This is a genomic window from Candidatus Spongiihabitans sp., assembly GCF_965237845.1.
GTDB lineage: Bacteria > Pseudomonadota > Gammaproteobacteria > Arenicellales > Poriferihabitantaceae > Spongiihabitans.
Genome location: NZ_OZ250154.1, coordinates 498,082 through 511,946 on the forward strand (window position 1 = coordinate 498,082; position 13,865 = coordinate 511,946).

The following is a 13,865-nucleotide window of genomic DNA, read 5'->3' on the forward strand; positions in this document are numbered from 1 at the left end:
ATAAATGCACGGACTTTACGACAATGGAAGTGAGGCTTCAGCCTCGCAAAGTCACTGCACAAACGGCAGGACTAAAGTCCCGCTTCCGGGATTGGTCGGAAGTGAGGCTTCAGCCTCGCCAAGCCATTGTAAATGGCGTGACTAAAACCCCGCTTCCGAATAATACAAAGGCGCAGGACATGAAATATCATCACTTACCACATATTGATGTTGCTGGTTATTATCAATTTATTACTTTTCGAACTTATGACAGCACGGATGGTTTTATTAAAAATCTATCTAATCAAAATAAACCTAATAATAAGAAACAACTAGATGTTGATGAATATCTTGATAGCTCGCAACAAGGAGCCTATTTAAATGATGGAGTTTTATTGTCTTTGAGTGATTTTTTTAAAAGCAACGAGAAGGTTTTATATGAACTCGTCGCTTTTGCTATTATGCCTAATCATGTTCATTTACTACTAAAACCACTTGACAAATTATCGCTTGTAATGCAAACAATAAAAGGGGTTAGCGCAAAAATCATTAACGAAATGATGGGGAGAAACGGTCAATTTTGGGCTAATGGTTATTACGATAAGGCGATTAGAGATGAGAAGCATTTTGGCGTTGTGTACCAGTATATTAAAAACAATCCTTTAAAATTGGGAGATGCTGAGGCTTCGCCTCTTAGATTTTACGGACTTTACGATCATGGAAGTGGGGCTTCAGCCCCGCAAAGCCAGTGCCAAGAAGGCAGGACTAAAGTCCCGCAAGATCATTGCAGATTGCAGGACTGAAGTCCCGCTTCCGAGATGGGCATGAATGCCGGAAGTGAGGCTTCAGCCCCGCCAAGCCAGTGCCAAGAAGGCAGGACTAAAGTCCCGCTTCCGAGATGATCATGAATGCCGGAAGTGGGGCTTCAGCCCCGCAAAGCCAGTGCCAAGAAGGCAGGACTAAAGTCCCGCTTCCGAGATGAGCATGAATGCCGGAAATGGGGCTTCAGCCCCGCAAAGCCAGTGCCAAGAAGGCAGGACTAAAGTCCCGCTTCCGAGATGAGCATGAATGCCGGAAGTGGGGCTTCAGCCCCGCAAAGCCAGTGCCAAGAAGGCAGGACTAAAGTCCCGCTTCCGAGATGGGCATGAATGCCGGAAGTGGGGCTTCAGCCCCGCAAAGCCAGTGCCAAGAAGGCAGGACTAAAGTCCCGCTTCCGAGATGGGCATGAATGCCGGAAGTGAGGCTTCAGCCTCGCCAAGCCAGTGCCAAGAAGGCAGGACTAAAGTCCCGCTTCCGAGATGGGCATGAATGCCGGAAGTGAGGCTTCAGCCTCGCCAAGCCAGTGCAAATGGCGGGACTAAAGTCCCGCTTCCGAGATGGGCATGAATGCCGGAAGTGAGGCTTCAGCCCCGCAAAGCCAGTGCCAAGAAGGCAGGACTAAAGTCCCGCTTCCGAGATGGGCATGAATGCCGGAAGTGAGGCTTCAGCCCCGCCAAGCCATTGTAAATGGCGGGACTAAAGTCCCGCTTCCGAATAACAGAGTAATGTATGAATGCTGGAAGTGAGGCTTCAGCCTCGCCAAGCCATTGCAAATGGCGGGACTAAAGTTCCGCTTCCGAAGAACAGAGTAATGTATGAGTGCTGGGAGTGAGGCTTCAGCCTCGCCAAGCCATTGCAAATGGCGGGACTAAAGTCCCGCTTCCGAAGAACAAGACCCGATGCAAGTGTATTATGCTGACCTGCCACCATTACAAAAGACGATGAAAAATAATATGCGTGATATTCATGAATCCGACCTGGAAATAGGAAACCTTTGTGAATATGATCATTTTATAACGTAAATTCACAGCTTATTGACATTTTCTGGTGAATTCATATACTTCCCAGCATGGCCATCGCCGCACCCACCAGAACCAGGATTAAATCCTTACACCAACAATACGCCTCCCTTAAATCGGGTAAGGAGTCCCTTTTAAGTTTAATTGACGAGGCCGAAGTAGCGGAAAATGTTTACAACTCGAACGCCATAGAAAACTCCACCTTAACTCTCAGCGAGACCGAGAAAATTTTGTTGGAAATGGAATTGTCGCGTAATGTTTCGGTGCGCGAAGTGTTTGAGGCTAAAAATTTGGCGCGGGTTATGGTGTATAAACGCAACAAAGTTAAAACCGAGCCGCTCACCGCAGACTTCATAAAACTTTTGCATAATATGTTGCTAGGCGGCATTGACGATTCTATCGCTGGACGTTTTCGGCAAAACGATGAGTATGTGCGAGTGGGCGCACACATCGCGCCGCCGCCAGAACAGGTTGAACCCATGATCAATGAAATTTTATTGGCCGACTCAAACGATCTGGATAGTTATTTTTTGGATAAAGTAGTCAGGTTTCATTTGGATTTTGAAACTGTTCATCCATTTTGTGACGGCAACGGACGCATGGGGCGCGTGCTTATGAACTTTCAGTTGTTGGCGTTAGGTTTTCCGCGTGTCATCATTCGCAACAAAGGAAAAAATGCCTACTATCAGGCTTTTAATGATTACAACAATGCTCAACGAACAAAACCGATGGGGAAAATTGTGGCGTTATCTCTGCTGGAATCATTGCATAAACGAATCACTTACCTGCAAGGAGAGCGCATCGTTCGTTTGTCGGATTATATTAGGCAACATAAACTCTCAGCGCCAAAATTAACCAACGCAGCAAAACGCCAAACCATATCGGCTTTTCGGGAAAAAGAAATATGGAAAATTAGCCAAACCCACAAACTCACAAAATAAAACTCAGTGTTTACACTCCACGAAGCAGACGTTGAAAAATTTTCCATAGAACTGCTACAAAAACAGGGCTATGTTTATCTTTCACCTGAAGACCATGAAGCCGAAAGAAAAAACTTTTCCGATGTTGTTTTGATTGGACGGCTTAAAACCGAGATTGATTATCTCAATCCGACCATTCCCGATGAAGTTAAAGCGCATGCTTTGCGGCAAGTGATTGCGCTGCCTAACCAAAGTTTGATTGACAGCAACCAAGCATTTTATCAAATGTTGATGGAGGGCGTTGCTGAGGAATACCAGAACAACGGCGAAACGGTCGGTGCCAAAGTACGGTTGATTGATTTTGACAATCCGTTGAATAACAACCTTGCAGTTTGCAATCAATTTACGGTTACGGAAAACAACATAACCAAACGTCCTGATGTGGTTATTTTTGTGAACGGCTTGCCGCTGGTAGTGATTGAATTAAAAAATCCAACCGATGAAAACGCGACAGTCAACAAGGCATTTACGCAATTACAGAACTACAAAAACGATATTCCGAGTTTGTTTTGTTACAACGGTGTTTTGGTTGCGTCTGATGGCCTGGACGCAAAAGCCGGCTCGCTGACTTCTGGCTGGACTCGTTTTATGATTTGGAAAACCGTTGACGGAGAAAGGGAAGACCCTGCAACCACACCGCAGATAGAAACCATCATCAAGGGTATGCTGCGCCCGGATGTGCTGCTTGATTTGGTTAGGCATTTTACCGTCTTCGCAAGTAGTAAAACAGAAAACCCGGTGACCGGCAGAGATTATGAAAAAGAAAAAACGATCGCTGCCTACCATCAGTATCACGCGGTCAAGAAAGCCGTTAAATCAACAATAAGAGCGTCATACAAAAAACCGGACAAATGGATGGGCGAATCCCCTGATGCATATAACCTGCCTGATGTTAAAGACCAGCCGAAAGGAGACCGCAAGGCGGGAGTGGTTTGGCACACGCAAGGAAGCGGTAAATCGCTGTCGATGGTTTTTTATGCCGGGTTATTGGTTGTCCATCCGCAAATGGAAAACCCCACGCTTGTGGTTATTACAGACCGCAACGACCTTGACCAACAGTTGTTTGACACATTTTCAGACAGCAGGCAGTTATTACGTCAAAAACCGATACAGGCGGATAGCCGAGCGCATCTGAAAAATCTTTTGCAGACCGCAGGCGGCGGCATTGTTTTCACCACCATTCAAAAGTTTTCTCCTGATGGGGTCAGCGAAAACTTTGAACTGCTTTCGCAACGGGAAAACATTGTTGTGATCGCGGACGAGGCGCATCGCAGTCAATATGGCTTTGCTGCAAAAACGGTGATAAAAGATGAACAAGCATACACAAAATACGGCTTTGCAAAATATCTAAGAGACGCTTTGCCAAACGCTTCATTCGTTGGCTTTACTGGAACACCGATTGAAAAAGAGGACGCTTCAACGCCTGCCGTTTTTGGAAACTACATTGATATCTATGACATTCAACAAGCAGTGGAAGATAACGCAACCGTGCCGATTTATTACGAATCTCGCTTGGTCAAGGTGCACTTGAAAAAAGATGAAAAAGAAAAACTTGATGCCGAAGTTGAGCGCATAACCGAAAATCAAGAAGCAACCGTATCTGAAAAAGCCAAAGCCAAATGGACACAGTTAGAAGCCATTGTCGGGCATAAACATCGACTGAAAACGATTGCACAGGATATTCTCAATCATTTTGAAACAAGGCGGGAGGTCTTTGATGGCAAAGGCATGATCGTTGCCATGAGCCGTCGCATTGCCGTTGAATTGCATGACGAGTTCATCAAGTTACGTCCCCAATGGCATGACCCCGATAAAAACAAAGGCGTAATCAAAGTGGTTATGACTTCCAGTTCAAGCGACCCTGCAAGCTGGCAAAGACACAACACCACCAAGCAAGACAGAAAAGAGATTGGCGAGAGATTGAAAAACCCAGACGACCCATTGCAGTTGGTTATCGTGCGGGATATGTGGCTGACCGGTTTTGACGCGCCGTGCTTGCATACGATGTATGTTGATAAACCCATGCGAGGGCATAACCTGATGCAGGCCATCGCTCGCGTAAATCGGGTTTACAAAGACAAGCCCGGCGGGTTGATTGTGGACTATATCGGCATTGCCTCATATTTGAAACAAGCGCTTGCATCCTATACCAGAAGCGGCGGGCAAGGCACACCTACGCTGAACCAAGCAGATGCGATTACCGCGATGCTGGAGAAGCACGAAATTGTTGTGCAAATGTTCAATGGTTTTGACTACCGGCGATATTTCTCCGCAGACACTGGAGAGAAGATGGCGCTTATCCTGGCGGCGCAAGAGCATGTTTTGAGTTTGCAAGACGGTAAAAACAGATTTACCAAGCAGGTCGGCTTACTTTCCAAAACATTCGCGCTTTCCGTGCCCGCACCTGCTGCGATGGGCATAAAAGAGGAGTTGGGATTTTTCCAAGCGATAAAAGCCAGGCTGATTAAATTTGAAACAACCGGGAGCGGGCCAAGCGATGTCGAAATAGAGACGGCTATACGGCAGATTGTGGATAAAGCGGTGGTGGTTGACGGGGTGACTGATATTTTTGATGCGGCTGGAATTAAAAAGCCGGACATCTCTATTCTTTCCGATGATTTCCTTGAGGAAATACGAGGGATGGCGCATAAAAACACTGCGCTGGAATTGCTCAAAAAAATTCTTAATGATGAAATAAAAACAAGAGCCAAAAAGAACTTTGTTCAAAGCAAAAAGCTGTCGGATATGCTTGATGCCGCGATTAGAAAGTACCAAAACAATCTGCTGACAGCGGCGCAAGTCATTGAAGAGTTGATTAACCTCGCAAAGGAAATCAAAGCCTCAGACAAGCGCGGCGACGACTTGGGATTAACGGACCATGAAGTCGCTTTTTATGACGCGCTGGAAATGAACGGCAGCGCTAAAGAAGTGCTTGGCGATGACACCCTGCGCGATCTTGCCAGAATTTTAGTGGAGCAAGTAAAAACCAATACTGCGATTGACTGGACGATTAAGGAAAGCGTGCAAGCGAAGCTCCGCGTTATTGTGAAAAGAATATTACGCCAATACGGCTATCCGCCGGACAAACAAAAATTGGCAACGGAAAATATTTTGAAACAAGCCGAGCTTTTTGCAGATCAATGGAGTTTGAATTGTTTGTGAATCATGGCCCAAGACATGAGATCAAAAACTGCTATGCCTGAAAGAATATGCCCTCAAAAGAACGCTACAATGATCGCGGTTTGCAACCATCGGGCTGCCACAATCACAAGATAAAATTTTGTCGGCGTAGTTCATTGAAAACCCGCCGACCGAATTAAATCGCTCGGCGACCGCTTCATTGGCCGGTATCGTCCGGGCTCATGCTTGGCAAGCGTGGTTGCGCTCGCCCGATTTTGATGGTTTCGCGGTAGATGATGTAAAGCCCGCTTGCGACCACGATGCCGGCGCCCACTATAGTCAGTGTGGCCGGCAATTCGCGCCACAGCAAAAACCCCAGCAAGGTCGCCCAGATCAGCGCGGAATATTCGAACGGCGAGACCACCGCTGCGGGCGCCAGGCGGAAGGCGTGGGTCAGGCATATCACGCCGATGCTGCCGAACAGGCCAGCCAGCGAGAATAATCCGAGATCGCCCGGGCTCGGCGGCACCCAGAAGAACGGCGCGATGACAATGCCGGTTAGCGTCATGCCGAGTTGCGGGTAGAGCATCAGCGCCGCGGTGCTTTCGGTGGACTTGAAAGCGCGCGTGGTGATCATCAACAGCGCGTAAACGACGACACTGCCGAGCGCCACCAGCGCGGCCCATTGGAACACACCCACACCGGGGCGCAGCATAATTAGAACACCACAAAACCCGGCGCCGATGGCGACCCAGCGACGCAAGCCGACGGTCTCTTTCAATAACGGCACCGAAAGCAGGGCAATAAAGATCGGTGCGGCGAAGGTGATCGCCACCACATCCGCCAGTTTCATCTGCGAGAGCGCCCAGAAAAAACTGAAACTAAGCACCAGCACCAGGATATATCGCCCGATATGCACCAGCGGACGACTGGTTTTGAGCGTGTGTAGCCCGCCCTCGAAATGCGCCAGCAGACACAGCAACGGCAGCCCGAACCAGCTTCGCAACGCGACCACCTGCGGCACCGGGAAATCGGCGGTCAGCCACTTGATGGTCGCGTCCATCACCGAGAAGGCGGCGATGCCGATGAGCATCAAGACGATGCCCAACCTGGGCCGGTCGGCGCCGTCTAATTGATCTGTCACGGGCGAACCTTTGTGCATGAACAATAGTGCAGAGGCGCGCGGCAAGCCTGGCCAGCAGTCAGCCTGGTAATTTTTTCCGAATCAGTAATCATAGTGAATCATAGTGAATCATAATGCCACGAAATTGTGCTGTGCCGTTGCCGAAACACGATAAAATAATGCCCTGAATAATGCCCTGAATAATGCCCTGAATAATAATGATGCACCCGAACGATGCAGGGCGAATTTAACGCCCAAGCGCAACCCGTCCAAAGCAGGGCAGAGCGCTATCATGAAGTTAACCGAGTGAATTATTGAGGTCGTTAATCTGATGCCAGGTCCGCTCTGGAATTTCAATGTGCGCAGCTTTTCTTCGCGTCCGATGGTCGCGTTCCCTTTCCCCCGGTATTTCTACCACAGCGTTTTTTCCCATAGCAGGAGAAGTGCGCAAGTCGGCTAAAATTTCTTCCGCCGCGGCCTGAAATATATGTGGTTCCCGGTAGCGATGTGTATCCATTGTTATCATTAATGTGTTTGCCTCGACCGCAACAGGACCAAGCATTGCTTCACCGATCATTTCCGCCATCACTGCCAATCCATAACCCATTGGCCCGCCTTTCGGTAGAATTGCACCCCCATTAAAATAATCCTCCGGGTTACGTGATGGCTTGCCCTGAGCGTCAATAATAGAACCACTCGGCAGCAAAGCACCAGCTGATTGTGCGGCATAGAGCCAGCCGCCCGCAATCATCGCAGTGGCAAAATCCAGAACCACCGGACCACGATCACCACCAGGAATAGCAATACTCCACGGATTAGTCGGCAACATCGCTTTGCGCCCACCATATGGCGCAACCTGACGCCATTTTTGGCGACCGCCCCCGCCAACGACAATCATCAGGCAACCCGCCTCAGCGGCAAGCTCAGTAAACGCGCCCAGTCGGCCAGTATGACCCACATTTCGGATAGGGAGTGCGTAAATTCCTTTTTCAGAAACCATGGATGCACTGTGTTCAACTGCCTTAAGCATTGTTGGGATTCCAATACCGCCGCCACCATCAATTTCAGTGAAGGTATCATGTTCAATAATCTCGGCCGACCCGTCTATCCGCATATAGCCGCTTTGAAACTGTTTGACATACTGAAGCACCCGCATGACGCCATGGGATTCTACCCCGGCCAAATTAGAATCAACCAAATGTGCTGCAACTATTCTCGCAACATTATTCCTGCATCCGGCTTTGAGTAAAATATCCCGCACAACAGTGGTTGCCTCGGCACAAGTTATCTCAATTCGGGGACTAGATAAGGTGAGTTTGGATGTCATCAAATCAGGCTATTGCATCTACTATCGAGAACACAAGCATGATTCGGCCATAATTCGGCGTGATTCGCCAAGGCTATCCACAAGAAGTTGTCTCATAGTATTTTTTACTTTCATAATTTAATATCTATTTTATAGCGATATCTTTTAATGTACAGGCGCCGCAGCTCAATCCATGAAACTAACTGCATAGCAGGCGTTCCAGCAACGATTTTTACTGCCAATCCATTGCGCTCAACGCAAAAATCCGTTTGCGACCGGGGTGTAGAAAATCTTGTCTTGTGCGACCATTTTCAGGTAATTTCCAGACTCTGTACACTCCGATTGAATATGTTGTAACCAGGATCATATATGCTTTACACTTCCCAAACCCTGATTTGGCACTAGGCAAAGATTTTAGGCGACTCAATCTTTTATATCCATGCACACAACCATGCGAAATAACCATGACCGATAATCAACCGATTAAAGAGACGAAGGGCGTTGTCTTTATCAGAGCAAACTTGTCCGCGCAAATCAAACAAGAAAAACCCAAAATACTCATCTCTTACTGTCCTGAACTGGATTTATACAGTCAGGGCGAAACAATCAAACAAGCCACCGAGAACATCCCTGTATCCAGTGCAACACGCTGAATGAGGTGTTAACAGAATGCGGGTTTACTTCGTATAAGCAGCAATCTACCCGCAAGCAACGCAACAAATCTGCGGGTGCATTTTCCAGCGCCCGGGAAGTCCAAATCCCTGCGGAAATTCCAATGATGATGTATGACGCATAATGGGCGACAGGCTGCCCGTCGTCAGTTACAGAGAATTCGTGCAATTTCTTGAAAATCACGGATTCAAGTGCAACCGGCAAAAGGAAGTCACATTGTTCTGACCAAAGAGGAAATTTCCCGTCCGATTGTTGTTCCCGAACAAAAAGAATTGTCCGCAAATGTCATTATGAGTAACCTGAAAACCGCAAACACCACTCGAAAAGCATTCATCCAATCAATGCGCAAAAAGAAATGAGTTGTGCGCCACCCACATAGGCTTTAATCTGACCGAAGTATTCAGGGCAATCCTGATCGCCCGCGCCAAAGGCCGCCAATTTGTCGCGCTCAACGATAAGAATCCGGTGTTTGACTATTCGCCGAAGAAAGATCGTGTATAGTTATCCATAAATATGAATACGATTATCCGGAAATACAACATCTTCGAGATCTGGCATTTCACTGACAGGTCAAACCTTGATTCGATTCAGGAGCACAAAGGATTGTTTTCTTTTCGGGAAGCTGAGAGGCGTGGCATCGAGATACTATCCTCAGGTGGTAATGATTGGAGCCATGACGCAGACAGAATAAAAGAGATGGATGAGTATGTTCATTTGGCCTTTGTTGATGATCACCCAATGCTTTTTTGGGCCAAAAAAGAGCATAGAATATCAGAACCCGTTTGGCTTAAAATTGATTCATCTATACTGCTTGGAGATGATGTGCGATTTAGTTCTGATGTTTCCAACAAAACTGGAGTAGCTATCCTCCAATGCCGAGGAAGCAAAAAAGCAGATCGACTTTGAGGTACTATTTACCAGCACGGATTGGACAAATCCAGCTATACAAGAAAGGCTGAAAAAAGCGCGTAAATCCGAAATACTTATCCCTCGCTCGATCTCAATCGAGAAAATATCAGGTTGGAAGAATGGCTAAACGTCCAGTATTTATCCCCATTGGCAAGCCAGGGCATCTTGTTGAAGAAGTCCTAGTGGATTTTGAATGGAATCCCGGGTTCGCTCCGATTCAAAAGAAAAAGAATGTAGCGGCGTTGCATGAATCCGCTGACAAAGAAGGTCTATCTCCCTTGTTGGAAGTATCAACAAAGTCTGATGAACGGTTAGGGCAAAGATTAAGTGCGTTTAGTCTGAAAGTTGAGACAGACATCGGAAAAATTAGCCTTGAAGCTGCGTACCAAGGGAGCAAGGTATTTGAAAAAGGAGGCCCCTACACGGATATTTATAGGAAAGATAGCAAGCGTGCCAAACAAGACCCAAGGATACAGGAGTCAGGTACCTTAACAGGTTTTGATTACTTCGGGCGGACGTGGCCTTTAGCGCCAGAAACAGCCTTCTATGATTGGTTGTACCTTTCTGCCCTAAGTTCGCATCAAGAATTTCTAAAGCGGCTGTATTCCTATAAGGGCTTCACTGATATCGAGTTTAACCCGCAAAGATCCATCAATTGCCAAGCCCATACTTGTGCATTATTGGTCTCCTTGTTGAAGCTAAACTCATTGGATAAAGCATTAGGGTCTCAGCATGATTTCATAGACATGATTTCGTCTGATTCTTTCAAGAAGGATCATTCTGCAGAACTTCGTCAGCAAGAATTGGCGATGTGAATGGTAAACACAAATCCAATCAAACTATTATCTCTGTATAGCAGGGCTTCCACCTATCTTGGAAACCACTCCTTTCGTTTTGGACAGCGTTTTAAGTGCCTAACGAATCTTGTTGCCTGCGGACACTGATGCTGCACATCGGGCACTGCGAAGCGGCAGCAAAACCACAACACCAAACAAGCGGCAACCGCTCGCTCATTGACCACGAAGCATACAACCGATGACAATTGATATTTTTATCAAGCAGCCGGCCCTTGTTTGACACATTTAATCTGCATTTTACACTCAACCGCGTGCGCGTATTTTCGCAAAGTATTGAAAGACGGTGCATGATTTTCCCTTATATAAAGGTGATTCAAGCCGCATTGTCGCCGGTGTCTTTGTTCCCATCCGCTCGCGTAAGTTTTTCTCTCGTGCGCGTGGCGAGTTCAACGAAGCATGGCAAACCAAGTACAATAGAAGTCTCAACATCGAACTCACACTCACACTCACATTCATTCAACCGAAGGCTAGTCCAGCAGTAATTCCTTATGGAAAGATACGATATGCGTAATCAAATCCACAATTATATTTTTGTCTTTGGGGTTGCTCTTGGCAATAAACACCGTCAGTTTGTAGATGATGCCATAAGAAACGATCGGCGCTTTTTTTGCCTCACGGCGCAACATTCCATTCATATCCAAAAACCAGATAAACAGAAATGCCGCTATCCTTTTATTGCCATAAACAAAAAGATGGTCTTTCACTAAGAAATAGAGTAGGTGCGTCGCCTTGCTTTCCACACTTTGGTAATAGTCTCCTTCACTCGAACCCTGATAAATGTTACCTATAACTTTTTCTACGCCGCCGTTGCGTTCAACACCGAAATGCACTACGTTCTCCCCCTTACTGTGCAGATACTTTTTAAGTTCTGGTATAATGATATTCGTTTGTTCCTTTTTCAGGATATACGGTTCCGGTTCGTTTGTGGGCGCAGTGTCAACGGTGTCCGGTTGCGTTTGGTCGTACTGCCTGATAAAGCGTAATGAATCAAGATACTCTTTCATGCATCCCAAGAAATTCAAGGATTCATCGACATCCAGGCCAAGACGCTGTAGCTCGTAAATCCTTTCACTCGTTTGACTAATTTTATTTACAACTACTTCGTTTTCAGATTCCGTCATTTTTCTCGCTTGGTTGTAATCATGGACACGAACACATCATTTAACAACCGGCCCCTGAAGTTTGTGATTATTACATTATGATGTTTGTTTAATTTATTCATACTTTCCTCATCTATGCGTCCTTCTTCTTGGGGAGCATACACGACAAGACTCACCGAATGACTTTTAGCCATCAACACATTATCCAGTTTGTCTTTGAAAGTCGGCCAATAAACCAAAAGCAAGTCTGCTGATTTTGCGCTTTGGATATTAGTTGTTCCGATGTGCACGATATTTTTTTCTTTGAATAATTTTGAATCAATCAGCACTTTTTTCAAATCGCTAAAATGATCGCTATCCGCAAAGATGGCGATCTTATTTCGAGAAAGTGCGATTCCCAAACGCCACCAGACTGGGATAATTCCGGTTACTGCTAAATACGCGATACACACCAATACGGCCAAAGAAACCACAACATTCACACCGCCCACCAGTGTAAAAAATGGGTAATCGAAGAATTCAATTATCGAAGGCATTAGGTTAATTCTTAAACGGCGGTGTCGGTTTTATTTGATTGGCTGCCCTCAAAACATCATCAAAATCAATCGGCTTATCGGGGTACGCTGACATCGTAATGGCGTGGAACAATCGATGCGTAATATCTGAAAAAGTATAGCCATAGTTTCGCCCCTCGGTTTCGCCGGTAACCGCAACAACCTGATCGATTTGGCATGCATCAAAACCAAGTTCTTCCAACGCCGGTTTCAATATGGCGGTGCGTTTTTTCGCATTGGGTCGTTCAAACATAAAAGTTTCCGCGGCACGACGGGCAACCGCTGGGTCAATCGCTTCCAGTCTATTGGTGCACATTATCACCACGACGGGCAACCGTTGCCGATTCAACAAATCCATACCGCGTATCAACGCATTCACTCCTGCCCGGTCTTCGTGGTGCATCTGCCCGCTATCACGCGATTGCGCCAAGGCATCGGCCTCGTCTATTAACAAAATAATGCCCGTCCGGTAACTGCCATCCTTTGATTTGGCGATTTTCTTGCATTCCTGTTCAACATAACCAAAGGCGAAAGAAATTAATTTGGTCATTTCACCAACCAACCCCGAGCCACGGGTGGATAAACTCATCGGGAACAAGGTTATCTCCAAATTGCCGTTTCTGGCAACTCGGCTCCCGATTGTCTCCGACAACTCCGTTTTCCCCGTGCCGACATCACCGGCAATGATGACCAGTGGGTATTTATTCTTGGCGTAGTTAAAGATAGTTGATGCCTCGGGATGATGACGCTTGCGCCATGCCTCAGTGCGCGCAGGGAATAACAGCATTTCCAAAATCTTGGATAACCTTTCAATATATTCGTCGATGCCAACCAAACGCGCAAGACGCTCGTCCGCATCGCCGTCGGGCAACACTGTTCGTCGACTAAAAACATCGTCTATTGATTCTTCTTTCATTGCTCTAAAATACTTTTATCATGGAACGTCGTACACCTAATGCACCCGCCGCATAACTTCTGCCTTTAACCCAGTGACCTCTCTCAGGCAGTGGTTCCTCACCGTTTACGCGTTGGAACGGAAGATCTTTTTTAAATTGTTCTTTAGCGACTGGAGGAAGATAGAACCACTTGCTCGAATAACTCAAAAACGAGGTGAAATAAGAATCCCTTATATCCCCTTCTGGGCTTATACCACCAGGGTCACCGCCAATAACTTCGCCATCAATTGCTTCATATTTCAATGCCACAACCCATTTATTGTTTCGCTTGTAGCCATAAGTGACGACGCCCAAATATCCGGCACACAATAACTTTTGCATTTCCTCTTCATAATCATCAATCTCCTTATCGGATGGGCTATCAATGCCATAAAGACGTTGCAATCGCTTTAAGTCCGCAGACACCTTGGCGGCAATATGACGTGCATAAACATAAGTGTTTGTTTGTGTCGCAGTTACCGTGGACATTTC

13 protein-coding genes are annotated in these 13,865 nt (G+C 46.6%); 7 read left to right on the forward strand and 6 right to left on the reverse strand.

The window, feature by feature from the left end; translation table 11 throughout:
- The first annotated feature begins 23 nt into the window (after positions 1-23).
- The 3 genes from ACPXXB_RS02415 to ACPXXB_RS02425 all read left to right on the forward strand — a co-directional run bounded on the left by ACPXXB_RS02415 (position 24) and on the right by ACPXXB_RS02425 (position 5,959).
- Positions 24-782: a transposase gene (locus ACPXXB_RS02415; protein WP_423908881.1), complete on the forward strand. Its 759-nt coding sequence runs from the start codon at positions 24-26 to the stop codon at positions 780-782.
- A 1,085-nt stretch (positions 783-1,867) separates the two neighbouring features.
- Positions 1,868-2,758, forward strand: a complete 891-nt coding sequence (locus ACPXXB_RS02420) for a Fic family protein (RefSeq protein ID WP_423908884.1) — start codon at positions 1,868-1,870, stop codon at positions 2,756-2,758.
- Between the two features lie 6 nt (positions 2,759-2,764).
- Positions 2,765-5,959 carry a type I restriction endonuclease subunit R gene (locus ACPXXB_RS02425; protein WP_423908886.1) on the forward strand — a complete coding sequence of 1,065 codons (3,195 nt, stop codon included), beginning with the start codon at positions 2,765-2,767 and terminating at the stop codon, positions 5,957-5,959.
- Positions 5,960-6,134: 175 nt separating this feature from the next.
- Here ACPXXB_RS02425 and ACPXXB_RS02430 read toward each other — a convergent pair whose 3' ends face one another.
- Positions 6,135-7,061 (reverse strand): DMT family transporter, encoded by a 927-nt coding sequence (locus tag ACPXXB_RS02430; RefSeq protein WP_423908889.1) that lies wholly within the window; start codon positions 7,059-7,061, stop codon positions 6,135-6,137.
- A gap of 277 nt (positions 7,062-7,338) precedes the next feature.
- A complete protein-coding gene (locus ACPXXB_RS02435) occupies positions 7,339-8,367 on the reverse strand; it encodes an Ldh family oxidoreductase (protein WP_423908892.1) in 1,029 nt (342 codons plus the stop codon).
- A gap of 443 nt (positions 8,368-8,810) precedes the next feature.
- Between ACPXXB_RS02435 and ACPXXB_RS02440 the strand changes: the two genes are divergently transcribed.
- The 4 genes from ACPXXB_RS02440 (at position 8,811) to ACPXXB_RS02455 (ending at position 10,742) form a co-directional block, all read left to right on the forward strand.
- The gene (locus tag ACPXXB_RS02440; protein WP_423908894.1) at positions 8,811-8,999 is read left to right on the forward strand and encodes a hypothetical protein; all 189 of its coding nucleotides are present in this window, start codon (positions 8,811-8,813) and stop codon (positions 8,997-8,999) included.
- A 379-nt stretch (positions 9,000-9,378) separates the two neighbouring features.
- Entirely contained in the window at positions 9,379-9,519 is a 141-nt protein-coding gene (locus ACPXXB_RS02445) for a hypothetical protein (protein ID WP_423908896.1), read from the forward strand.
- 12 nt (positions 9,520-9,531) lie between these two features.
- A complete protein-coding gene (locus tag ACPXXB_RS02450; protein WP_423908899.1) occupies positions 9,532-9,924 on the forward strand; it encodes a DarT ssDNA thymidine ADP-ribosyltransferase family protein in 393 nt (130 codons plus the stop codon).
- Between the two features lie 122 nt (positions 9,925-10,046).
- Entirely contained in the window at positions 10,047-10,742 is a 696-nt protein-coding gene (locus ACPXXB_RS02455; protein WP_423908902.1) for a DarT1-associated NADAR antitoxin family protein, read from the forward strand.
- 509 nt (positions 10,743-11,251) lie between these two features.
- On the opposite strand, the gene ACPXXB_RS02460 is transcribed toward ACPXXB_RS02455, so the two are convergent.
- From ACPXXB_RS02460 to ACPXXB_RS02475, 4 genes are read right to left on the reverse strand one after another with little or no spacing between them, the layout of a single operon-like run.
- Positions 11,252-11,905, reverse strand: a complete 654-nt coding sequence (locus ACPXXB_RS02460) for a Fic family protein (protein WP_423908905.1) — start codon at positions 11,903-11,905, stop codon at positions 11,252-11,254.
- Positions 11,902-12,375 (reverse strand): hypothetical protein, encoded by a 474-nt coding sequence (locus ACPXXB_RS02465; protein WP_423908907.1) that lies wholly within the window; start codon positions 12,373-12,375, stop codon positions 11,902-11,904. The genes ACPXXB_RS02460 and ACPXXB_RS02465 overlap by 4 nt, the downstream gene beginning before the upstream one ends.
- 49 nt (positions 12,376-12,424) lie before the next feature.
- Positions 12,425-13,354 carry an AAA family ATPase gene (locus ACPXXB_RS02470; RefSeq protein WP_423908910.1) on the reverse strand — a complete coding sequence of 310 codons (930 nt, stop codon included), beginning with the start codon at positions 13,352-13,354 and terminating at the stop codon, positions 12,425-12,427.
- Positions 13,355-13,358: 4 nt separating this feature from the next.
- On the reverse strand, positions 13,359-13,862 hold the full coding sequence (locus ACPXXB_RS02475; protein WP_423908912.1) for a hypothetical protein: 504 nt from the start codon (positions 13,860-13,862) through the stop codon (positions 13,359-13,361).
- Positions 13,863-13,865 lie beyond the last annotated feature (3 nt).

Excerpts from the sequence above, each read along its gene's own strand:
- ACPXXB_RS02415 (WP_423908881.1), top strand. The coding sequence starts at position 24 with ATGGAAGTGAGGCTTCAGCCTCGCAAAGTCACTGCACAAACGGCAGGA.
- ACPXXB_RS02420 (WP_423908884.1), top strand. The coding sequence starts at position 1,868 with ATGGCCATCGCCGCACCCACCAGAACCAGGATTAAATCCTTACACCAA.
- ACPXXB_RS02435 (WP_423908892.1), bottom strand. The coding sequence starts at position 8,367 with ATGACATCCAAACTCACCTTATCTAGTCCCCGAATTGAGATAACTTGT.
- ACPXXB_RS02440 (WP_423908894.1), top strand. The coding sequence starts at position 8,811 with ATGACCGATAATCAACCGATTAAAGAGACGAAGGGCGTTGTCTTTATC.
- ACPXXB_RS02450 (WP_423908899.1), top strand. The coding sequence starts at position 9,532 with ATGAATACGATTATCCGGAAATACAACATCTTCGAGATCTGGCATTTC.
- ACPXXB_RS02455 (WP_423908902.1), top strand. The coding sequence starts at position 10,047 with ATGGCTAAACGTCCAGTATTTATCCCCATTGGCAAGCCAGGGCATCTT.
- ACPXXB_RS02460 (WP_423908905.1), bottom strand. The coding sequence starts at position 11,905 with ATGACGGAATCTGAAAACGAAGTAGTTGTAAATAAAATTAGTCAAACG.
- ACPXXB_RS02470 (WP_423908910.1), bottom strand. The coding sequence starts at position 13,354 with ATGAAAGAAGAATCAATAGACGATGTTTTTAGTCGACGAACAGTGTTG.
- ACPXXB_RS02475 (WP_423908912.1), bottom strand. The coding sequence starts at position 13,862 with ATGTCCACGGTAACTGCGACACAAACAAACACTTATGTTTATGCACGT.